This window comes from Streptomyces sp. NPDC002133 (assembly GCF_040296405.1).
Taxonomy (GTDB): Bacteria; Actinomycetota; Actinomycetes; order Streptomycetales; family Streptomycetaceae; genus Streptomyces.
Window position 1 is genome coordinate 117,626 of sequence record NZ_JBEOXF010000006.1, and the last position, 22,361, is coordinate 139,986.

Below are 22,361 nucleotides of genomic sequence, written 5' to 3' on the forward strand. Positions count from 1 at the left end.
GTGCCCGACGACGGTCGATGCCGCGGACGCCTCGCAAGGTGGGCCCCTGCGAGGCACTGCCGCATTCCTTGTCCGCAGCCGCAGCCGCAGCCGCAGCCGCAGCCGCAGCCGCAGCCTCGCCCTCAGCTCGAGTCAGGCAAGACGCATCCCGCGACACCATGCTGCCGAAGCAGGTCTCGCCCTGGCGCTCGTGCCGCAGCGAGATGCCCTGCTGATCGTGGGTGAGGCACCGGCTCACCAGGCGCCTCGACGTTGCGTTTCCACCTCACATCGACGAGGCACCAATCGGCGTCGCCCCGAGGCATGGCGCGAACAGGGGGAGGCCGGAGCCGTCAGCCGAGAGCGTCGAGCAGCTCGCGCTCGCGCTGGGCGCTGAGGCCGGCTCGTCGTTCCCGGTCCAGACCCTGCTCGCGTTCCCAGAGCACCGTGTCGGCCAGCAGCTCCGCCCTGGGCCGATGACGGAGCCCTGCGGCGCGCGCCGCGGCGCCGTTCCGGGCCGACCAGCCTTCCGAGCCCGGCTCGACCAGCCACTGATCGTCGGCAGGCGCGCACGCACGCGCAGCACACCCGGCAGATGCCGGGCCCGGCGCCGACGGCTGTCCCGTCGTCCGCGCTCGCGGTACCCGGGCGGCCCCGGGGACAGCAGGTCACGCGTGCGGTACCAGCTGGACAAGAGGCGTACGCATGCGTACGCCGCGCCGGGTGGCAGGGCCACTACCCCCGCGGAGCCCTCCATGCTGCATCCGCGGGCTTCCATCCCCATGTGGTGATCATCCCTGGTGACAACGCTGCACAGTCGGGCGAGTCCAGATAGCGCCTTGCCGTGTCGATCGCCTCGTCGCCGACCAGCCCGGTGGCCACGATCGCCCCCCGCGCGCGCTCCCATGTGTCGGCCCAGAAGCGGCTGATGGGGCTGCCGGGCAGCAGCGGAGGCACATGGATCTCGGCGGCCACCGAGGTGAGTCCCGTCGTGCGCAGGAGCTGCGGGCAGTGCGTCACCCAGGTGATGTCCGTGCCGATGGTGTCACGGAGGCCCTGCCACATCGCCCGCATGACCCGGGTGTACGGGGTGACGGGCGCCGTTTCCGTGGTCAGGTCGATCGCGTCGCTGAGGACGAGGACTCCACCGGGGGCGACGAGGCTGCTCAGCTTCGTGATCAGCTTGTCAGGGGAGGGCAGGTGCATGAGGACGAACCGTGCGTGGACCAGCTGGAACCGACCGGGTCGACCGGGATCGAAGGCCGGGTCGGTGATGTCCGCCTCCATGGCGGTGAGGCCCGGGAAGGGGCGGTCGGTGAGAAAGCGCACGTCGCGGTCGACGGCGAGTACGTCCGCCACACCGGCCTGGCTCAGCAGGAGTCGCGCCACGGAGCCGGTGCCGGCACCGACGTCCAGACAGTGCCAGCCCGGGCCGGCGCCCAGTTCCGTGAGCCGCGTCAGGGTCGTGTCGTCGTAGGCCAGTGCGCCGAGGTCGATGCGCTCGTCCTCGCCCGCCTGTTCCGGACGGAAGACGGCTTCACCGTAGCGGCCCTCACGGTCTTCGCCTCCGCTCGCCTCTGTACTCCTCATGACGGGGCGGCGGCAGACATGGTGTCGGTCAGGGGCAAGGCGGCCTCTTCACGGAAGGAACTGGCACCGGAGGGCGGGCCTGCGGCCCGCCACCCGAACGATCCTCCACGGCACACCGCCTCTCCGGCCGAGGCGCGCCGCACGCGCATCGACCCGCGCGAACGGTGAGTACCTGGCCGCCGTCACGGTGCGCTGCCCGGCATGGCGGGGTGGACGCGTCGCCCCGGAGTCGGCAGTTGCGCAGAATCCTCCTGCTCAAGGCCTCCGTCCAGCACTGACGGGTCAGTCCACGCGGGTGAGCGGAGGGCATTCCCACGCCGCGTCCACGACCTCGCGGTGCGGCCGGTACATACGCAGGATCACGAACCAGGTGCCGTTTTCGGGCGTGGGGAGCCAGTTGGGCTCGCGGTCGTCTCCCGGTGATGTGGACTGCAGATGGATGGTCAGACCACCGTCGGGGTCCATGACGAGTCCGGGCGTGCGGTCCCCGACCGAGTAGCGGTCGACCGGGTTGGGGATCAGGTTCATGTCGTCGCCGTACGCGGAAAGGGACCAGAAGGCATCGACGGGCGGCGTCGCGCTCGCGCCGAAATGCAGTGTGTACCGGCCGGACGACAGCTTGTTCCCGTCCGCGTCGTCGTAGTTGAGCAGATAGACCGCCTCGTCGGGATCGTTGGCCATGATGCCCGCCAGCGACTGGTCGGCGGCGCGCTTGAGGAAGTCGTCGCCGAAGCGGCCCATCTGCGGCGGCGGATAGTGCCAACCGTTCACCACATGTGCCCAATCACCGCTGAGCATCTGCTGTTTGAGCATCGGGACACCGACAGCCGCGGCCCGGACGAGGTTCTGCTTGACCGCCTCCGGCTGGGCCTCGACATCGAGACCGGGACCGATGCCGACCTCGGCGAACTGCTGGAGCAGAATTGCGTGATGCGCCGGTGGCGGGTTCTCGGCCAGCATGGCGTTGAGCGTCTTCCACGGGCCGAGCGGATCCTGCGCGGGGTCCGCCGGCGCCAGTACCTCGCGGCTCGCCGGGAGCCGCGCCTGGTCTACGGCCCCGCCGTCCCGGCCGAAGAAGCTGAGCGGCGTGAGCCGGTACTGGGCTTGGAGCGCCGCTACGTTCGGCACGTCGTCCGCGCCGTCGACCAGCGTTCTGCCGAGGATCAGGATCCACGGGCTCGGCGCGGTCGCGACACGGCGCACACCTGCGGGAAGCTTCCCGCTCCAGTCCGGACCGACGATCGCGAAATGGCCGGCCTTTGATCCAGTGGAGCGCTGACCTACGTAGTCGAAGTTGTCGGAGGTGATGCCCATCAGTTCGAAGGAGAAGTAGCGATCACCCATGTCCGGGTGCGAGAGGATGACCGGCTCGCTGCGCAGGTCCACCCACGCGGTCGAGTACAGGGTGTCGTTGTTCGGACATCCGCCGTCCCGGTACGAGGCGTCAAGCAGTCGCTGCGCGTGCCAGAAATGGTTGACCGCGGCGTACGGCACTGCCGCCGGGTCACGGGGCTGGGTCACCCACTGGTGGCGGAGCCGGGCGTTGTAGATGTACGGAAGACCGTAGACGAATGCCTGCTCACCCAACGTGTATGCGTACTCCCCACGCCAGTTGCGCACCCGTCCGGTCAGGATGGGGGTCACCGCCTGCCGGACCAGTGGCAGCGCGTGAGGCAGATGCCGGAACCGGTCCACAACGGCATGGGGGTGCCTCACGGCATCCGCTGCGGCCCGACCCGCAACGCCCGCGGCGTTCGCTGCCCGGTTGATGGTGGCCGTGATGCCTGCGGCATCGTCGTGCGTCCGCCGGAGCGGACGGCGACGGGTGGCTTCGGACATGATCATGTCCCTTCCCGTTGTGAACACCTCGTGGGAGAGCCTTGCACCACTTCTCACCATAGAACTCATCCGGAGGAGCGCCAACGCGGACGAGATCCGCCGGCCCGCGAGGGCAGCCTGCCCCGGCGGTGACCCCGAGGGCCCTCGACGCGGCCGGGGCTCCGGGAAGCTTGAAGGCATCGCCACCTGGGTGAGTGGCTGGTCGGCGACCGCGAGGGCGCCCTCTTCGGGGAAAACTGGTGCGGGAATGGGCACGGTGGTCATCGGGAACCGCTCCGCGTGCAGCAGACCCTCGGCGAGGCGTCGACCACCACCAGGTGCCGCACCTTCGTACAGGAGCCACCGCCGAAGAGAGTGTGTGCGACAGTACACACTCGTGGTGACAGAGACGGACGTCGAAGCGGTACTGCGTGCGGTCGACCGGACGGCGGGCCCCGATCACCTGGAGTTCCCCGACGGCTTCGACCACCGTCGGGCCCTCGCACGTGTCCACGCTCTGGTCGAGCGGTTGGAGACCGGCTTCGACTGCCGCTGCGTGGTCGACACCGCAGTTCAGGACGCGAGCTTTCACGGGGATGTCGTGGTCCCGGCCGAGATGGCCGCTGCCGGAAAGCGGATCACGTTCCGGCTGAGCAACTTCGGTGCCTTCGCCGTCGTCGCCGCGGAGAACCCCGGCAGCTACCTGGACCTGGACGAGGCACAGGCGCAAGGCGCCCTGACTCCAGCCGACCGCCGTACGGCCGAGGCCGCGGTGGTTTCCCTCGGCTACGTGCTGATCCCGGAACGTGCCCTGTGCCGCCCCTACGACGGGGTGACGCCTCTGGGCGAGTACAGCGAGGGGGCGACGTGGTGGACCCGGTTCTTCGACTACCTGTGATCCACCCGTAGGACGCGCGGCCGTATCCGCGCCCGCGGTGCGAACGTCACGATCCGCCACCAACTGACCGCTGCACGGCGCCCTGAACGATGGTTGTTGTGGCGAGGACCGTGCCGGACCCCTACCGCCTCACTTCGGCACGATCACCTGCTCCACGGAGTTCGCTGGCGACGGCGTCGGCGACTTCCTCCGGCACGTTCTCGAGGACGGTCACGGGAAGTTGTCCGAAGAGGGCCTTGCAGCGCCACGAACTCAGCCCTGTCCGCCTGTGGAGGAGCTTCACGACCTCGATGGCCCGGGGGCCAGGGGCAGTCAGAACGACGCTGTGCGGCTGGTCGTCGCAGATCAGCAAGAACGAATCGCTCACCGTGTCCGGCCCCTCCGTCCGCAGCCGGTCTGCAGCATACGGCGAGGCTCGTTGTCGACGTTCCGAGGAGGATGCGCGTGCGCCCGTCCAGGTGTTCCAGCTACGCGCGTCTTGCTGCGGTGACACGAAGCTGCAGCGGCCGGTGCATCATGCTGACAACTTCCCGGCCGCTGTGGCCGCCCGGGTGCTGGCAAGGTCGCACCTGGCGGAAAACCCTCATTACGTGAGCCACAGGGAGCAGACGTGTACCTGATGTCACTTGCGAACAAGCGCGCCCGCGGTGTGCGTGCCGTTTTTGCGCTGGGTGTTGCGGCCACAACGCTCGTCATGTCTGCCGGTGTTGCCACCGCGAGCCCCGCTCCCGGATCCCCGGCGCCGCAGGCCGCGTCCCAGCACCACACCGGCGGCCACGGTCTCGAGGAGGAAGCGGCCCAGGCGTTCTGTAGAGGCGTGGAGGCCGCGGCGCGGCAGGGGGTCGTGCTGCCCGAGCCGGTGCTCGCCCTGTGCAAGCAAGTCAACGGCTGGGACTAGGCGAAGGGCGATGCGGTTTCTGCTCCTCGGACCGCTGAGCATCTGTGACGGTCCGAGCACCGTGGTCCTGCCCCCATCGAAACCCACCATCCTGCTGGCCTCGCTCCTCCTCCACTCCAACACCGTGGTCTCCGTCGAATACCTTCAGCGGGCCATGTGGGGCGAGGAGCAGCCGGCCACCGCCAGAGCGGCTCTGCAGACCTGTGTGCTGCGCCTGCGCCGGCTGTTCGTCAAGCACGGCGTGACCGAGACACCGATCGAGGCCGTGCCCGGCGGCTACCGGATCACCGCCGGGCCGAACGCCCTTGATCTGATCGACTTCCGGGAGCGAATGCGGTTCGCCGCCGGAGCCGCTCACGACCGGGACATGGAGCTGTACACACTGAGGGAGGCGCTCACCCTGTGGCAGGGTCCGCTGCTGGCGAATGTCCGGTCCGACGTGCTGCAGCGCGACGAGGTACCGAGGCTCTCCGAGGAGCGGCTGCGAACCGTGGAGCGCGTCTGCGACCTGCAGCTCGAACTGGGCCTTTCCGGTGACGCATTGGTCGAGCTGTGGAGCGCCACCCGCGCCTACCCCGGCCATGAGCGCTTCCGCGAGCAGCTGATCGAGGCGCTCTACCGGACCGGGCGGCAGACCGAGGCGCTGGCCGAGTACCGGAAGGTGAAGGAGTATCTGCGCTCCGAGCTGGGCGTCGATCCCTCTCCCGCGCTACGGGAGCTGGAGCTGGCGATCCTGCGCGGGGAAGACCTGGGCCGCAGGCCCGGTGAACGGCAGGAACGTGCCGTCTCCCTCCGGCCGGCGCTCGCAGGAGCGGCCGTGGTCCGCGGTGAACTGATGGCCGCTCCCACGGCGGACGCCGATCGGACGGCTGTGGGGACCGCCGGCACGGCCCGTCGCAGCGGGCCGTCCGTTGTGGTGGGCCACCCTGGCAGCGCGGCCGACCCGGGCCGCACCGGGCACACGGTCGCGGCGTCCGAGGCGCCTTTCGCCGAGACGCCGTTCGTCACTGCGGTGCCGGTGGTGCCGTCGTTCACCGGCCGGGCCGCCGAGGCCGCGGCGATCGCCGCGCGACTTGGGGAACAGGGCGGCCCCGAGCCGGTGATGGTGCTGGTGTCGGGGGCGCCGGGCATCGGGAAGTCGGCGCTCGCCCAGTATGTGGCCCATCTGGTGCGCGACGGATTTCCCGCTGGACGGCTGTTCGTGAGCATGGTTCGCCCGGACGGGACGCCGCGCACCGCGGCCGAGGCGGCCGGGGCGGTGACGGCCGCGCTGCGGGAGTCGGAACCGGTCGGCCGGGCGCTGCTCGTGCTCGACGACGTCGTGGACCCGGACCAGGTCCGGCCCCTGCTGCACCTACGACCGGACGTTGCGACCGTCGTGACCAGCCGGATGGGTCTCGCCGGTCTGATCGCCACCCATGGCGGCTGGGTGCAACGGCTCGCGCCGCTCGACGAGGAGGAGTCCCTGGAGTTGCTGCAGGCGACGCTCGGCGCCGACCGGGTGGCCGCCGAACCGGAGGCGGCCAGGCAGCTGGCCGAGGCCTGCGGCCACTATCCGCTCGCCCTGCGCATCGTGACGGCGCGGCTGCTGACGCGTCCGGCGCTGTCGCTGGCGGACTGCGCGGAATGGCTCGGCGAGGACCCGCTCGCCGGGCTGTCCCTGCCGGGATCGCCCCACCTGTCCGTCGGCCATGTGCTCGCGTCGGCGCTCGACCGGCTCGGTCCGCAGGCGGCCGAGGCGTTCTTGCACGTCGGCCGGCTCGGCCAGGAGAAGTTCCATGCCACGGACTGCTCGGCGCTGCTCGGGCTGCCCGTCGGCGAGACCGAGGACGTACTGGAGCGGCTGGCCGACGCCGGCCTGCTCGAAGAAGGACCTCCGGGCCCGTACCGGACGCATGAACTGCTGCGCGTCTACGCGCGCAGAAAAGACCCGCGACGAAACTCTCCCACGCAGAAGGTGTGAGGTCATGGCTGCCGATGTCATCGAAGCAGACGACGCGAGACCGGTGTTCGACTCTCTTGCCGCAACACGGCCCCGTATCCGCCGCGATGTGCTCTTCACCCGGACCCCGGGCGGAGTGCTCTTCCACAACGCCGACGGCGGCTTCCACCTGACAGGCCGTACGGCCTACCGTTTCGCGTCGCTGATGGTGCCCCACCTGACCGGCCTGCACCGGCTGGCCGAGATCTGCGCCGGTTTCGGCCCGCAGCAGCAGATGATGGCGGCCGAGCTGGTCAAGACGCTCTACGAGCGGGGCTTCGCTCGGGACATACCGGAGAGCGACGACGGCCCGGAGAGCGGCCCGGACGAGGCCGTGGCCCGCCGGTTCGGCGCCCAGATCGCCTATGTCGACCACTACACCGACCAGGCTCCGCGGCGCTTCGGGCGATTTCGTGAGACTGCTGTCGCGGTGCTCGGCGACGACGCGGTGGCCCGCTGGTGCGCGCTGAGCCTGGTGCGCAACGGCTGCGCGCGGATCGCCGTGGCCGGTGATGCCGCGGAGGTGGCGGCGGAGGCCGCCGAGGCCGCCGAGGACGGCTGCCCGGTACGGATCGAGGCCGTGGCTCTCGACGCCGACTGGCCGGCCCTGGAGGAGTACGACGCGGTCCTGGTGACCGGCGCCGGCGCCGCTGCGCGGGTCCACCGGCTGCTGAGGGAGGGCGTGCCCGGGGGGAAGACCCTGATCCCGGTGTGGACCTTCGGCGAGCTGGCCGTGGTCGGGCCGTTGAGCACCGCCGGCTCGGCCGGCTGCTGGTCGTGCGCAGTGCTGCGGCTGGGCGGCAACCACGACGCGGGCGCCGCGGCCGGCGTGTGGAGCGAGGTGGCGGGTGCCACGGCCGACGCCGGAACGCTCGGACGGGGCCCGCTGTTCGGCCCGGTCGCCGCCATGGTGGGCAACCTGCTCGGTTACGAGATCTTCCGCATCGCCACCGGGGCCCTGCCGGCCGAGACGGACCGTCAGATCCTCGTGCAGAACCTCCAGTCGCTCGACGTGGTCGCCGAGCCGGTGCAGCCCCACCCGCGCTGTACGCTCTGCGCCGCCCACGCGCAGGCCGAGCCCCTGCCCGAGGCTCCCGGAGCGCTCGCTCTCCCCGAGACCGCGACGGTGGAGACCGCCCGCGAGGCGGAGGCGGTCGTCGACGAGCTCAACCGCATCAGCAACGCCCTGGTCCGCCCGTTCGCCGGCGTCTTCGGCCGCTTCGACGACGAACCCCTCACCCAGACCCCGCTGAAGGTCAGCCGCGTCCAGGTCGCCGTCGGCAACGGCGTACGCCGCACCATCGCCGCGTTCGACGTGCACCATCTCGCCGGGGCACGGATGAGGGCCATGTACGCGGCGGCCGAGACCTACGTCGAGCACGTGGTGCCGGTGCGGCGTGGTACCGCGCACGCGCAGCAACTGCCCGCCGTCGGGCCGGAGTCGCTCACCACAGGCAGCGGCACCGGTACCGCCGCCGATGTCACCGCCTGGGTCGCCGCCACCTCGCTGCTGTCCAAGGAGCAGGTCCGGGTGCCGGCGGCAGCGGTGCGCCCGTTCGGCCCTTACAACCGCGACCGGGTGGTCCTCGCGAGTTCCGCAGGTGCGGGCGCGGGCGGCAGCGCCCAGGAGGCGGCGGGACGCGGACTGCTGTCGACGCTGGCGCACGACGCGCTGCTGCGAGCGGTGCGGGGCGGCACACCGGTCGCGCCGGTCATCCCGGGGGAGGACCAGGACCCGGAGCTGGTCTTCCTGCTCAGGTCCGCCGTCAATCTCGGCCTCGAGGCGGAGCTGCTGGACCTCGGTGAGGGCGCGCGTTCCTCCGCCGAGGTGGTCCTGGCGCGACAGAGCGGTGTCGGGGGCGACGCCCGCTGGGCGGTGGCCGCCGGCCTGAACCGCCGTCAGGCGGCGTGCGCCGCACTACGGGACCTGCTGGGCCAGGTGCAGCTCGCGGCCGATGACACCGCCGAGGACGTCGACGGGGAGATCGACACGGGCGACCCGCTGGTCACCGACCTGGCCGCGGGCACGATCGTCGTGACCGCCGCACCCGTTGCGGCAGATGCGCCCGGAACGACGTTCGACGCGGTGCTGAATCGCCTGCGCACCTCGGGGCGGGACGTGCTGTACGTCGCCACGACCCCCGCCGACCTGCCCGCAGGCGGCATCCACACTGCGCGGATCCTGCTCACCGCCGGCCATGGGAACGGCACCGATGCCCGCTGAACCCACCGAGTCCACCGGGTCCACAGCTGTCTGGGAGCGGTCCTGCCAGGAGCTGACCGAGATGCTCCACCGCACGCTCGCCCTGCACGCGGCCGACACGCCCCTCGACGTCGCCGTGCTGGGCGCGCACAACGCCTTCGCGGCCGACACCCCGCAGGCGATCCCCGCCACCGTCGAGCCCGCAGTCACGGATGCGCGCGCCTCCGCAGGCGCGGTCCCGGACGCCGCCGGGCCCGTACCCGTCCGGATCTACGGGCACCACGCCGTCGTCGGGCCCCTCCCCGGAGCCGGCCGCAACGGCCGCCGCCCATGCGTGCGTTGCCTGGAGCGCCGCTGGCAGGCCGTGCGGTCCATCGCGCTGCGTGAGGCACTGGAACTCGGCTCCGGCACCAGGGCGGCGGGCACGTCCCCGTACGTCACGCCGTTCACGGCGGACGCGCTGGCCGCACTGATCGCCGCCCTCACCTCCAGCGGCGGGCCGGACACCGGCGGCTTCCCGCCCGTACACCTCGTGGACCTGCGATCCCTGACGGTCCGCCACTATCCGCTGGTATCCGATCCGGAGTGCCCGCGCTGCGCCGAACCCGAGCAGGACACGGCCGAAACGGCCGCGCTGACCCTGCACCCCGCGCCGAAGACCGGGCCGGGCAGCTTCCGCATCCGTGACATCGACGACTACGACCTGTCCGTCGAGGCGTTCGCCAACCCCGTGTGCGGCTCGCTCGGCCCGTCGGTGGTCCTGGACGTGTCCTCCACGTCCACCTCCGCGACCATCGGGTGCTTCTCCATGCGGTCCGGCACCTATCTGCGCGAGACGTTCTGGGGCGGTCATGCCGACACCTTCGGCGACAGCCTACGGATCGGCGTACTGGAAGGACTGGAGCGGTATGCCGGCATGCGCTCGCGTGCCAAGCGCGCCGAGGTCCACGACTCACTGGACGGGCTGCGGGCGCGTGGCGAGCACGCGCTCGACCCACGGGAGTGCGGGCTGTACTCCGACGCCTTCCACCGCGCCAACCCGCACGTGAAACCCTTCACCCCCGACCGCGCCCTCCCCTGGGTGTGGGGCTGGTCGCTGCGCGACGCACGGCCGGTCCTGGTGCCCGAGGTGCTGACGTACTACCACGCGCCCGGCCTGGAGAACCGGTTCGTCCAGGAGAGCTCCAACGGCTGTGCCTCCGGCGGCTGCCTGGAGGAAGCCGTCTACTTCGGCCTGATGGAGGTCGTCGAGCGGGACGCCTTCCTGCTCACCTGGTACGGGCAGGCCCGGCTCCCGGAGATCGACCCGCGCACCAGCAGCCGGCCCGCGACCCGCCACATGGTCGACAGGCTCGCGATGTACGGCTACGAGGCACGGTTCTTCGACACCCGGATCTCCTTCCCCATCCCGGTCGTCACCGCCGTCGCGGTCCGCCACGACGGTGGCCTGGGCCGGATGTGCTTCGGTGCCGGAGCCGGACTCGACCCCGAGGCCGCCCTGGCCGGGGCGCTGTGCGAGATCGCCACCGACGCGGTCAACCTCCAGGGCCGCACCGAGCGCGACGAACAGCGGCTGCGCGCGATGGCGGAGGACTTCTCCCAGGTGGCGGCGCTGCACGACCATCCCCTCGCCTACGGCGTGCCGGAGATGGGCCGGCACGCCCACTTCCTGATCGGTGAGCCCGGCGAGCCCCGCCGGCCTCTCCACTCGATGGCCGCCCTCTACGGCAACGGTTCGGTGCCGCCCGTCTCGGCCGATCTGCGCGACGACCTCGCCCGCTGCGTCGACACCGTCACCGGCGCCGGATTCGACGTGATCGTCGTCGACCAGACCATGCCCGAGCAGCGGGAGATGGGCCTGCGGACCGTCAGCGTGCTGGTGCCGGGGCTGCTGCCGATCGACTTCGGCTGGACACGCCAGCGGGCCCTCGGAATGCCCCGGCTGCGCACCGCACTGCGGGAAGCCGGGCTGCGCGAGCGCGACCTCGTCCCCGCCGACCTCAACCCCGCACCCCATCCCTTCCCCTGACCGGGCCCGGCCCGGCACTGCACGGACAAGGAGCAGACCATGGGGTACGCCCATGACTACGCCGCTGCGATCATGCAGCGGGGCCGGGTCCCGATGCCCCCGGCGGACTTCGTCCCCAACTGGGCCGACGGCCCACGCAAGACCAAGTTCTACCCGGGCGCGGACGCCCTGCCGCTGCCCGCGTGCGACTACCCGGCCGGTGCGACGCTGGACCGTGGGCTGGCGGGGCCCGGAGCTGATGCCCCGGAGGGGGCGTTCGACCTGGCGACCCTGTCAGGGATGCTGCGGGACTCCTACGGCCTCACCGGCCGCCGGCTCGGGGTGCAGGCCAACACCGACCTCGACGCGCTGCCGTTCTATCCGCTGGCCAACTGGTCGCGGGGCACCGCCTCCGGCGGCGGCCTCTACCCGGTCAGCGTCTACTGGGTCTGCGGCCCGAGCGGACCAGTACCGCCCGGGGTGCACTACTACGCGACCCGGCACCACGCCATGCAGCGGCTGCTCACCGGGGATGTCTCCGGTGAGGTACGGGAGGCGCTCGGCGGCGGCGCCCCGGGGGCGGACACCGACCAGTTCCTGGTGCTGGGCATCAAGTACTGGCAGAACGCGTTCAAGTACAACTCCTTCTCGTTCCACGCCGTGACCATGGACGTGGGGACCGTGGTGCAGACCTGGCGGATGTGGGCGCGGGCGCAGGGCCTGTCGGTCGAGCCGCTGATGTGGTTCGACGAGGAGCGGCTGGCCCGGCTGCTCGGCCTGCGCACCGAGGAGGAGGGCGTGTTCGCGGTCGTGCCGCTGCGCTGGAAGGGCGTCGAGGCCCCGCCCGCGCCCGCTCCCGCGTCCGTTCCCGTTTCCATGACGGAGTCGGCGGAGGTCCGCCGCCGCGACGTGGAGCGATCGCGCACCGTCCTCACCTTCGACGCTGTGACGAGGATGCAGGCCGTCACGTCGGAGCGGGCCGCCGAGCGGCCCGCCCTCGACGCGCTCGCCCCGGCGGAGGCCCCCGCCGCCAGGGCGGACAGGCCGGCCGTGGCGCTTCCCGCCCCACGGCCGCTGGACACCGATGTGCGCACCGCGCTGCGTGGGCGCCGCAGCAGCTTCGGCCGCTTCGACGCCCAACGCCCCATGGATGCTGAAGAGTTGGCATCGTGCCTGTCGGCAGCGGCCAGGGGCGCCGCGCTCGGCGGCGACACCGGCACGAGCCGACTGGCGGCGCTCTACGCGTTCGTCAGTCATGTCGACGGCGTGGCCGCCGGGGTTTACGCCTACGATCCGGCGACGCACACCCTCCGGCTGGTCAAGGCGGGCCCGCCCGGAGAGTTCCTGCAGAAGAACTACTTCCTGGCCAACTACAACCTGGAGCAGGCCGCAGCGGTCCTGGTGCCCACGATCCGCACCACCGCCGTGCTCGACGCCGTGGGCGACCGCGGCTACCGGCTGGTCAACGCGGCCATCGGAGCGATCTCCCAGAGCCTCTACACCGCAGCCTCCGCCCTGCAGCTGGGCTGCGGTGTGGCGCTCGGGTTCGACAACGTCTCCTATATCGAGGAACTCGGCCTGGGGGAGACGGGCGAGTACCCGCTGCTGATCATGATGGTCGGCAATGAGCGGCCCGCCCCCGCCGACTTCCGGTACGAGATCGCCTGACCGATGGGTACCGGTAGAGGGAGGACCACGATGCCGTTCATGCTCCGCGTCGCCGGGTTGCCCGTCGACACCGTGCGAGAGCTGCGCTGTCCCGACAGCCGCCGCTGGGCGGACGACGTACTGCGCGAGTCCGAGCGGCTGCGTGCCGCCGGCGAGGCGGTCGGCGATCTGCTGCACGGTCTGATCGGCCGCAACGAGGACGAGGCGTCCCGGCGGATGCTGCTGAAACTGCGCCGCGAGGTGTTCAACAACCGGCTGCCGCGGGACGCGGACGCCGCCGTCACCCAGGTCGCCGCGCTGGACGCGGCCGCCGGTGGGGCGCTAGAGCGGTGGCTGACCGACCGGCACGCACTCGCGGCGCTCCGCGCGGCAGGCGCCGCGCTGCTGGCGGCCGAGACCGGTCGCAGTCGCGCCGCGCTGGGCCGTCTGGCGGAGGAGGAGCGAGTGCGCAACGGCCTGCTGCTCGCGTCCCCCACGCTCGACGCGCAGCTCGACGGCTATCTGCGGGAGCTCGCCGCGCAGCCGACCCGGGCGCTCACCAAGAAGCAGCGGAAGATGGAGCGTTCGCTGCTGTCGTACCTGTACCGCACCGCCTGCAAGACCAGCCCGTTCAGCACCTTCACCGGAGTGATGCCCGGCGAGTTCACGGACACCTTCGGTGAGTCGGTCGAGTCGGTCGAGTCGGTCGAGTCGGTCGAGTCGATCGAGTCGGGCGACGCCGACGGTACCTGTGGTGCCTACGGCACCGGCACGGGCGCCGGCAGCGGGCTGGGGCTGCGGATCGACGAGCACTGGACGAGCCGTGCCCGTCTCAACGTGACCGCGCTCGACCGTCTCGCCCAGGCCGTTGTCGCCGACCCGGCCCGCCGGGCGGACCTGCCGGTGGCACTCGCACCCGGATGGGGCCGCGACGACGACCGGGTGCGCTATGTGCGCCGCTGGATCACCACCGGCGACGACGACACCGCCGTCACCTTCGACGCGGTCAAGGACCGGCTGTTCTTCCTGCGCCGCAGCGGCACCCTGGAGCGGCTGATCGGACTGTTCGAACAGCGCGGCAGCCTCCGCTACGGCGAGCTGTCCGACTGGCTCGCCGCGGACCGCGGCGCTCCGCCCGGCGAGGCCGAGCAGTATCTGCGGGCGCTGCTGGACCTCGGCATGGTCCAGGTGCCCAGCCTGCGCACCGGCGTCCACGACGTCGATCCGCTGCGCGCCTTCCAGCGATCGCTGCGTGAACTCGGCCGCCCGTGGGCCGCAGAACTGGCCGACCGCCTCGACGCGCCGCTCGCCTGCGTGGACAGCTTCACGGACGCGGACCCGGCCGGCCGGCGCCGGCTGCTCACACGGCTGCGGGAGGACCTGCGCACCATCCAGGAGGAACTGGGCGCCGAACGCGGCAGGGTGCCGCAGACGGTGCTCTACGAGGACGCGGCCGCCGGCCGCGGCGGCGAACTGGCCCTGGACACATGGACGCGGTCCGCGGCCGCCCCGCTTGCCGCGGTGGAGCGGATCCTGCCCGCGTTCGACCTCACCCTGCCCCAGCGCATCACGTTCAAGGGCTTCTTCCTCGCCCGGTACGGCCAGGGCGGGCGCTGCGACGACCTGCTGAAGCTGGTGCACGACTTCCACGAGGACTTCTTCGACCAGTACATCTCCTTCACCGCCCGGCGTACCGCCTTCGACGCGGCGGGAGAGTACGTTCCGGAGGAGAACTGGCTGGGCCTGCCCCAGCTCAAGGCCCTCGATGCCGCCCGCCAGACCTTCGTGACACGGATGCGCACCCTGTGGGAGGCAGGACAGGACGGCGAGGAGATCGTCCTCGACGACACCTTCCTCACCGACGTGTCCGACGAACTCACCACGATCACCGAGCCGTTCGCCCCGATGAGCCACCATGTCCAGCTCGCCGTCGCCGGCAGCGGTGACCCACTGGTCGTCCTCAACCGCTCCTACGGCGGTGTGTCGTTCCCGTTCAGCAGGTTCGCCCACTGCTTCGACGGACTCGAGGAGCGGCTGCTGCGCCGCGCCACGGACCTCTGCCCGGACGGTGCCGTGCTCGCCGAGGTCACCGGCGGACCGGTCACCAGCAACCTCAATCTGCACGGGAGGCTGACCGAGTACGAGATCGTCTGTCCGGGCGAGACGGCCACGCTTCCCGAGGAGTTCAGTCTCCACCTGGACGACCTGTACATCGCCCACGACGAGCAGGCGGACCTGCTCGTCCTGCGGTCGAAGCGGCTGGGCCGCCAGGTGGTCCCGGTCTATCTCGGCTATCTGGTGCCGCTGGCGTTGCCCGAACTGCCCCGCACACTGCTGCTGCTCTCGCCCACCTCGATGGCTCCGGTGAACGTCTGGGGCGGTGTCCCGGAGAGCGAGCCCTCAACGGGGGTCACCCGCAGGCCACGGGTACGCCACGGCAGTGTCGTGCTGAGCCGGCGCAGCTGGAGCGCGCCCGCGGCCGTGCTTCCGCTGCAGTCACCCGGGGTGGTTGACGAGGACTGGTTCCTCGGCTGGCACGCGTTCCGGCGCGCACACCGGCTGCCGGACCGGGTCTTCGCGACGGTCTCCGACAGCGGATCCCGGGGCGCCACCAGCGCCAAACCGCAGTACCTGGACTTCGACAGCCCCCTGTCGCTGACGGCGTTCGAAGGGCTGCTCAAGACCGCGGAGGCCCGTGTGGTCTTCCGCGAGATGCTGCCCGACGAGGACGCCCTTCACGTGATGTCCGAGCGGGGCCGCCATGTCGCCGAACTGGCCGTGGAGACCGCTGTCCCCACCCGACGGAAGAGCCGAGGATGACCGCCACCGCCGCCGACGCCCACACCGAAGGCACCGAGGGTGCCGCTTCGGGGTCCGACGCCACCGTCGCACCGGGACCCGCACCCGATACCGGTACCGGAACTGCCGGGGCCTGGCAGGCCACCCACATCTTCTACGCCGCCAATCCGCGTCCCATGCTCCTCCAGTGCGTCCGCCCGCTCGTGGAGCAGTTGGAGGCCGAGGGTCTGATCGCGGGCTACTTCTTCATCAACTACTGGCTGGAGGGGCCCCACGTCCGGCTGAGGCTCAAGCCGTCCTCGCCCCGGGCCGAGTCCGAGGTGAGGCGCCGCACCGAGGAGGCGGTCGACGCCTTCCTCGCCCACCGGCCCGCGCTCTACGAGGTCGACTCCGGATTCCTCAACGACTTCTACAACACCCTCTTCGAGATCGAGTTCCCGGGCACCGAGCGCGGCCACTACACGGACGACCAGGGCCGCATGCGGCTGCGTCCCAACAACTCCCGCAGCGCCGAACCGTACGAGCCGGAGTACGGAAAGTACGGCGGCCCCGCCGGGATCGAACTTGCCGAGTGGCACTTCCGCCACTCCAGCGACCTGGTCATCGACGCCTTCCGCACGAAGAACCTCCACCTACGCACGGTCCTGCTCGGCACCTCCGCGCAGCTGATGATGGTCATGTCCGGCACGTTCCTGCCGGGGGACTCGGAGCTGGCCGACTACCTCGACAGCTACTACGAGTTCTGGCACCGGGCCTTCCCCGGCACCGGCTTCATCGGCAGTGAGGAGTACGACCGCAACTACGCCGCGATGGCGCCCCGTCTCGCGGCCCACTTCGCCCGCATCCGCGCCGCCGCCGGCGACGGCGAGCCGGGCCGACTGCCCGAGTTCCTGGCCGGTTGGGCCGAGCACTGCGCCGAACTGCGTGGACGCGCCGAGAAGCTGGCGACCGACGGCGACCTCGTCTTCCGCTCCTGGGACGGCGAGCGGGACGAACAAGTCACCGACCCGGCCGTCGCGCTTCCCCTGCTGCTCTCTCCCTACATGCACATGACCAACAACAGGCTGCACGTCACCATCAGGGACGAGGCGTATCTGGCCCATGTACTCGGCCGCGCGCTGCGCGAAACGCTGCCCGGAACGCCGCACGACACGCTGCCCGGGAAGATGCCGTGACCGCCGCCGTCAGTCCGGCCCACTACCGTCCCGAACTCCGTGCCGGCGTGCTGGTCAGCGAACCGCTGCTGCACGGCCCCGACATCGTTCACCTGATCAAGAACACGGAGAGCGGGCAGTCGTTCAAGGTCGGGACCAAGGAACACTTCCTGATCTCCCGCATGGACGGAACTCGCACTCTGGAGGAGCTGGGAACGCAGTACGCGGGACACTTCGGGCGGCGCCTGGCCGACGCGAACTGGCAGCCGATCCTCGCGATGCTCGGTGCGCGGGGGCTGCTGACAGGCGGGCCGACGACCGTCCCGGGACACCCGCAGCCGCAGAGCCCGCAACCCGAGGCACCCGCGCGCGGCCTCCTGCGCGGCAGCATCCGGCTGGTCGCCGACGCGGACGCGACGGCGGCCCGGCTGCACCGGGCAACCCGCTTCCTGCTGTCGCCCTGGACGCTGCTGCCGTTGCTGACGCTGGTGGCCGTCATGGAGGTGAACCTGCTGATGCGCCTCGGCGAGCTGCTGGACGCCACCGCGGACCTTTTCACCAATCCGGCACTGCTGATGGCTGTTGCCACGCTGCTGTGGCTGAGCACCGCCCTGCACGAACTGGCCCACGGCGTGGTGGCCCGGCACTACGGTGGACGGGTGACGGAGATCGGGCTGCGCTGGCGGCTGCCCGTGGTGATCATGTACTGCACCGTCGACAACTTCCTCCATCTGCACGGCCGATGGGGCCGGATCGCCACCGCAGGGGCGGGCGCCGTGATGAACCTGCTGTTCCTGCTGCCGTTCTTCGCGGTGCGGTCGCTGGCCCCGCTCGACCCGGCCACCCACCAGGCACTGGGCGCGCTCCTTCTCCTGGGCAGCCTGCAGGCATTCACCATGCTGATCCCGCTGCCTCCGCTCGACGGCTACAAGATCGCCGGCCAGCTGCTCGGGGCCACCGAACTCGCCGCTTCCACCGGCGCGTACGTACGGCTCGCCATCCGGCGCGACCAGGCCGCGACCGGTTACCCGGGGCGCGCCCGCCGCGCCTACATCGCCTACGGACTGGGCACGCTGCTGGTTCTGGGCGCGCTGGCAACAGCCGCTGTGTTCCTTGTCCACCACTTCCTGACCGCCGCCCAATGAGCAGGCGCTCCCGGCCGACCGCCGGGCGCAGTCCGCAGACCGTGAAGCCCGAACCACACCGATCGTGTACGCACTGAAGGAGAGTTCCATGCCCCCCACCCCCGGCCCGCAGGACGGCCCGGCCGTCGCCCTCGACGACGTGCACAAGCGCTACGGCAGGATCCAGGCCGTCGACGGTGTCTCCCTCACCGTCCCGCGTGGGGAGTTCTTCGGTCTGCTGGGCCCCAACGGCGCCGGAAAGACCACACTCGTCGAGATCATGGAGGGCCAGCGCCAGGCCGACTCGGGCACGGTCTCCGTCCTCGGTCACAGCCCCTGGCCGCGCAATCCCGCGCTGCTGCCGCAGATAGGCGTCCAGACCCAGTCGTCCGCCTTCTTCGTGCGCCTCACCGCCCGTGAGCATCTGCGCACCATGGCCGCCCTCTACCGCACGGACCGGGAGGCCGCCGAGCGCGCCCTCGCCTCGGTGGGCCTGACCGAGCAGGGCGACATCCGTGTCGACGATCTCTCCGGCGGCCAGCGTCAGCGCCTGGCCATCGCGTCCGCGCTCGTCCACCGACCCGAGCTGATCTTCCTGGACGAGCCGACCGCCGCACTGGACCCACAGGCGCGCAGGGCCCTGTGGCAGGTGCTCCGCGACCTCAAGGGAGAAGGCCGCACCATCATCTACACCACCCACCACCTCGACGAGGCCCAGGCGCTCTGCGACCGGGTGGCCATCCTCGTCGACGGCCGGATCGCCGCTCTGGACAGCCCCGGCCGACTGATCGCCCAGGGCAGTCCCACCACCCGCCTGGTGGTACCGGCCGATCGGCTCACGCTGGAGGCGGCCCGCGCCATCCAGGGCGTCGACCACGCCACGCTGGACGGCGACACGATCGTCCTGGAGACCATGGACGCCGGCCACGTCCTGGCCGCCGTGGACGCCATCGCGGGCCTGCAGGGCGTCCAGACCCGCACCGCGAGCCTCGAGGACGTCTACCTCGAGCTGACCGGCGCGGCCGAACCGAAGCCGTAGCCCCGGGCCGCACGCCGCAACCCCCACCACGCCCCGCCCCCTTCGGACCTACGGAGACTTGCGACCATGAGCGCCTACGCCGCGCTGAGCCAGGCCGGATACCGGGCCTACACCCGGGACAAGACCACGCTCTTCTTCACCTTCGCCTTCCCGCTCCTCTTCCTGATCGTCTTCGGCCTGATCTTCCACGGCCAGAACGTCGAGGAGAGCGGCAAGCCGTACATCAACTACATCGCACCCGGCGTCCTCTCCTGGGGCGTCGGCAACGCCGCTGTCTTCGGCGTCGCCTTCGTCCTCATGCAATGGCGGCGCGACGACATCCTGCGCCTCATCCGGATGACACCGACGCCCGTTTCCGCGGTGCTCGCGTCCCGCTACGTCCTCGCCATCGCCATCGGCGCCGTCCAGACCGTCATGTTCGTTGCCGTCGCGATGCTGCCCTTCTTCGGGCTGAGCGTCGCCGGAAGCTGGCCGTGGGCCCTGCCGGTCCTGGTGCTCGGCGTCACGGCCTTCCTGATGCTGGGCGTGATCGTCGGCTCCTACGCCAAGACCCCGGAAGCCGTCGCAGCCGTCGCCAACTGCCTCATGATCCCGATGGCGTTCCTCTCCGGCTCGTTCTTCCCGCTCGACATGATGCCGGACTGGATGCAAACCCTCTCCCAGGCCCTTCCCCTCCGCTACCTCAACGACGGCATCTCGGCCGCGCTCACGGGCGGCAGCACCGGCGACATCGCCGTCGACTGCGGCGTGCTCGCCGCCTTCGCCGTCGTCTTCGGGGCGATCGCCCTCAAGACGTTCCGCTGGAGCGACCAGTCGTGACGACCGCCGTCCCCACGCCTGCCACCCGCGCCGACGCGCCGCTGGAGCAGGGCCGCACGCTGCTCCAGGACGAACTGGCCGCGCGCCATACGGCACTCGGCCGCACCGACGTGCCCGCGCCGCTCGTCGTCCCGCTGGGAGCGGCCGACGTCCTCGGCTTCGGCCGCCCGGATCCGTATGCCACCCTGCGGCCCTCGGCGAACGTCCAGCTCACCGCCCGCGCGGTGCTGGTCGGACCATGGGGCGGCGACGACGCGGCCTGCGGACAGTGTCTCGCCATGCGCTGGCAGCGGCTGCGCAGCCGCTCGGAGCGCGAGGCCCTCGAGCTGGGCGGCGAGCCGCAGGGCGCCGCTCCATGGCCGCTGCTGACGCCCTACACCATCGACGCCGTCTGGTCCGTCTACCAGGCGGCCCTCACCGGGCACCACACGCCAGCGGCCACCGGCGCGGCCGATCGTGCGCTGCCGCAGGTCACCCGCGTCGACCTCACGACCCTGGCGACCGCGACCTTCCCCCTGCTGCCCGAACCGCTGTGCCCCTCCTGCGTGTCGGACATCCCGGAGACCGCCGAGGCCGCGCACATGCGGCTAAGCCCCTCACCCAAGCCGGCTCCCGGCAGCTACCGGCTTCGGCCGATCGGCTCGTACGCCCTGCCGGAGACGGCGCTGGCCAACCCCGTCTGCGGGGCGCTGGGATCCAGCACCTGGATCAACCCGTCGTCCACCACCACCGCGCCGGTCGCCGGCACGAACTTCGTCCGCGGCTACGCCGGCCTCAACGACGTCACCTGGAGCGGGCAGGCCAACAGCTACGCCACGAGCCGCACCCTCGCCCACCTGGAGGGCCTGGAACGCTACGCCGGAACGCACCGCCGCCGCGGCACCACCCCGGTCACCGCCTCCTACGACACACTTGCCGCGGACGGCGTCCCCGTCCTCGACCCGGCCGAGTGCGGTTTCTACGCGCCCGAGACCTACGAGCAGGACCCCCTGGTCAGCCCGTTCGACCCGGCCAGGGAGATCCCCTGGGTGTGGGGCCACTCACTGCGCGACGACCGCCCGTTGCTCGTCCCGGCGCGGCTCGCGCACTACAGCGCGGGAGTGGAGGCGGACAACTTCGTCTTCGAATGCTCCAACGGCTGTGCGACCGGCGGCAGTCCTGAGGAGGCGATCCTCTTCGCCCTGCTCGAACTGATCGAACGGGACGCGTTCCTGCTGACCTGGTACGGCCGGGCGCGGCTGACCGAGATCGATCTGAGCACCTGCCGCACCGCGATCCGGGCCATGATCGACCGGGCCGCGCTGCACGGTTACGACGTCCATGCCTTCGACACCCGGATGGACCTCGCCGTACCGGTGGTCACCGCGCTCGCCGTGCGCCGCGACGGTGGGCCGGGAACGCTCTCGTTCAGCGCGGCTGCCGGCTTCGACCCGGAGGAGACCGTCGAATCGGCCCTCTCCGAGGTCCTCACCTACATCCCGCACCTTCCCTACCAGGTCGCCGAACGGCAGGGCGAGCTGCAGGCGATGGCTCGGGACTACACCAAGGTGCGGCACCTCAAGGACCACGCCCAGCTCTTCGGACTGCCGGAGATGGCCGTGCACGCGGGGGAGTTCCTCGAGCCGACGGCTGTGCTGCCGCTCGACGAGGCCTTCGGTGACTGGGCGGACGTCCGCCCGCGGACCGAGGACCTGCTGGACGATCTGCGGTTCGTGCGGGACCGACTGGTGGGCGCGGGGTACGACGTCGTCGCGGTGGACCAGACGACGCCGGAGCAGCAACGGATGGGGCTGTACACGGTCAGCACGACCGTTCCCGGCATCCTGCCGCTGGACTTCGGCTGGTCACGGCAGCGGGCCCTGCTGATGCCACGGCTGCGGACCGCGCTGCGGGATGCGGGGCGGCGCGAGAGTGTCCTTCCCGAGTCCGGGATCAAGGCCGTTCCGCACCCGTTCCCGTGAACCTGCCCGCATCGGCCGGGGCCCGGGCGTGGAACATCCCCTTGTGCGACGGGGTCGCACAAGGGGATGTGGTCCGGATGTCCGGACGTCCCGCGTCAGGCGCTGCAGGAGGTGGTGCTGGTGGTGCTGGAGCAGGTCGAGGTCGACGAGCAGGACGTCGAACCGGCCAGGACGACCTCGGCGGCGTCGGAGTAGTCGGAGATCTCGAAGGTCTCCGACTCCAGCTCCAGGATCTCGTCGGCAAGGGTGGCGAGCTCGGGCTTCGTGGCCATGGCTTCTCCCTGGGTACCGGGGCCCACCGGCGGTTCCGGCAGGGCTCCCTCGTGGAGCCATTGCAGTCCCACGTCCTCTCACCACACCTCGGCTTTCACTGACACCCCGCTGACATCTGCTGTCAGTGGAGCGCCGAAGGTCTGTCGCACAGGTCCTGCATGCTGGCCGGC

At 71.3% G+C, this 22,361-nt stretch carries 16 protein-coding genes and 1 pseudogene; 12 read left to right on the top strand and 5 right to left on the bottom strand.

The window, feature by feature from the left end; all coding sequences use genetic code 11:
- Window positions 1-332: 332 nt before the first annotated feature.
- The 3 genes and pseudogenes from ABT078_RS10015 to ABT078_RS10025 form a co-directional block, all read right to left on the bottom strand.
- Window positions 333-530, bottom strand: a pseudogene (locus tag ABT078_RS10015) (oxidoreductase); the annotation flags it as partial.
- 184 nt (window positions 531-714) lie between these two features.
- Entirely contained in the window at window positions 715-1,569 is an 855-nt protein-coding gene (locus ABT078_RS10020) for a class I SAM-dependent methyltransferase (RefSeq protein ID WP_351225797.1), read from the bottom strand.
- A gap of 282 nt (window positions 1,570-1,851) precedes the next feature.
- Window positions 1,852-3,408, bottom strand: coding sequence for a DUF1254 domain-containing protein (locus ABT078_RS10025; protein ID WP_351225799.1), 1,557 nt, complete (start codon window positions 3,406-3,408; stop codon window positions 1,852-1,854).
- A gap of 379 nt (window positions 3,409-3,787) precedes the next feature.
- Between ABT078_RS10025 and ABT078_RS10030 the strand changes: the two genes are divergently transcribed.
- A complete protein-coding gene (locus tag ABT078_RS10030) occupies window positions 3,788-4,285 on the top strand; it encodes a hypothetical protein (RefSeq protein ID WP_351225801.1) in 498 nt (165 codons plus the stop codon).
- 121 nt (window positions 4,286-4,406) lie between these two features.
- Here the strand turns inward: ABT078_RS10030 and ABT078_RS10035 are convergent, their stop codons facing one another.
- Window positions 4,407-4,652 (bottom strand): ribosomal protein L7/L12, encoded by a 246-nt coding sequence (locus tag ABT078_RS10035; RefSeq protein WP_351225803.1) that lies wholly within the window; start codon window positions 4,650-4,652, stop codon window positions 4,407-4,409.
- A gap of 327 nt (window positions 4,653-4,979) precedes the next feature.
- On the opposite strand from ABT078_RS10035, the gene ABT078_RS10040 reads away from it, so the two are divergent.
- From ABT078_RS10040 to ABT078_RS10090, 11 genes are all read left to right on the top strand, one after another.
- A complete protein-coding gene (locus ABT078_RS10040) occupies window positions 4,980-5,183 on the top strand; it encodes a hypothetical protein (RefSeq protein ID WP_351225805.1) in 204 nt (67 codons plus the stop codon).
- A gap of 10 nt (window positions 5,184-5,193) precedes the next feature.
- A complete protein-coding gene (locus ABT078_RS10045) occupies window positions 5,194-7,146 on the top strand; it encodes an AfsR/SARP family transcriptional regulator (protein ID WP_351225807.1) in 1,953 nt (650 codons plus the stop codon).
- A 4-nt stretch (window positions 7,147-7,150) separates the two neighbouring features.
- Window positions 7,151-9,388, top strand: coding sequence for a TOMM precursor leader peptide-binding protein (locus ABT078_RS10050; protein ID WP_351225809.1), 2,238 nt, complete (start codon window positions 7,151-7,153; stop codon window positions 9,386-9,388).
- The gene (locus ABT078_RS10055) at window positions 9,378-11,396 is read left to right on the top strand and encodes a TOMM precursor leader peptide-binding protein (RefSeq protein ID WP_502981190.1); all 2,019 of its coding nucleotides are present in this window, start codon (window positions 9,378-9,380) and stop codon (window positions 11,394-11,396) included. Before ABT078_RS10050 ends, ABT078_RS10055 begins: the two co-directional genes overlap by 11 nt.
- 39 nt (window positions 11,397-11,435) lie before the next feature.
- A complete protein-coding gene (locus tag ABT078_RS10060; protein ID WP_351225811.1) occupies window positions 11,436-13,043 on the top strand; it encodes a SagB family peptide dehydrogenase in 1,608 nt (535 codons plus the stop codon).
- 30 nt (window positions 13,044-13,073) lie between these two features.
- Complete coding sequence (locus tag ABT078_RS10065) at window positions 13,074-15,842, top strand: lantibiotic dehydratase (protein WP_351225813.1); 2,769 nt, start codon at window positions 13,074-13,076, stop codon at window positions 15,840-15,842.
- A gap of 155 nt (window positions 15,843-15,997) precedes the next feature.
- On the top strand, window positions 15,998-16,996 hold the full coding sequence (locus ABT078_RS10070) for a lantibiotic dehydratase C-terminal domain-containing protein (protein ID WP_351226012.1): 999 nt from the start codon (window positions 15,998-16,000) through the stop codon (window positions 16,994-16,996).
- The gene (locus ABT078_RS10075) at window positions 16,993-18,120 is read left to right on the top strand and encodes a M50 family metallopeptidase (RefSeq protein WP_351225815.1); all 1,128 of its coding nucleotides are present in this window, start codon (window positions 16,993-16,995) and stop codon (window positions 18,118-18,120) included. The genes ABT078_RS10070 and ABT078_RS10075 overlap by 4 nt, the downstream gene beginning before the upstream one ends.
- Window positions 18,121-18,208: 88 nt before the next feature.
- Window positions 18,209-19,138, top strand: a complete 930-nt coding sequence (locus ABT078_RS10080; RefSeq protein WP_351225817.1) for an ABC transporter ATP-binding protein — start codon at window positions 18,209-18,211, stop codon at window positions 19,136-19,138.
- Window positions 19,139-19,204: 66 nt separating this feature from the next.
- Complete coding sequence (locus tag ABT078_RS10085; protein WP_351225819.1) at window positions 19,205-19,957, top strand: ABC transporter permease; 753 nt, start codon at window positions 19,205-19,207, stop codon at window positions 19,955-19,957.
- The gene (locus ABT078_RS10090) at window positions 19,954-21,918 is read left to right on the top strand and encodes a TOMM precursor leader peptide-binding protein (RefSeq protein WP_351225821.1); all 1,965 of its coding nucleotides are present in this window, start codon (window positions 19,954-19,956) and stop codon (window positions 21,916-21,918) included. Before ABT078_RS10085 ends, ABT078_RS10090 begins: the two co-directional genes overlap by 4 nt.
- 95 nt (window positions 21,919-22,013) lie before the next feature.
- Here ABT078_RS10090 and ABT078_RS10095 read toward each other — a convergent pair whose 3' ends face one another.
- Complete coding sequence (locus ABT078_RS10095) at window positions 22,014-22,190, bottom strand: thiazolylpeptide-type bacteriocin (RefSeq protein WP_351225823.1); 177 nt, start codon at window positions 22,188-22,190, stop codon at window positions 22,014-22,016.
- Window positions 22,191-22,361 lie beyond the last annotated feature (171 nt).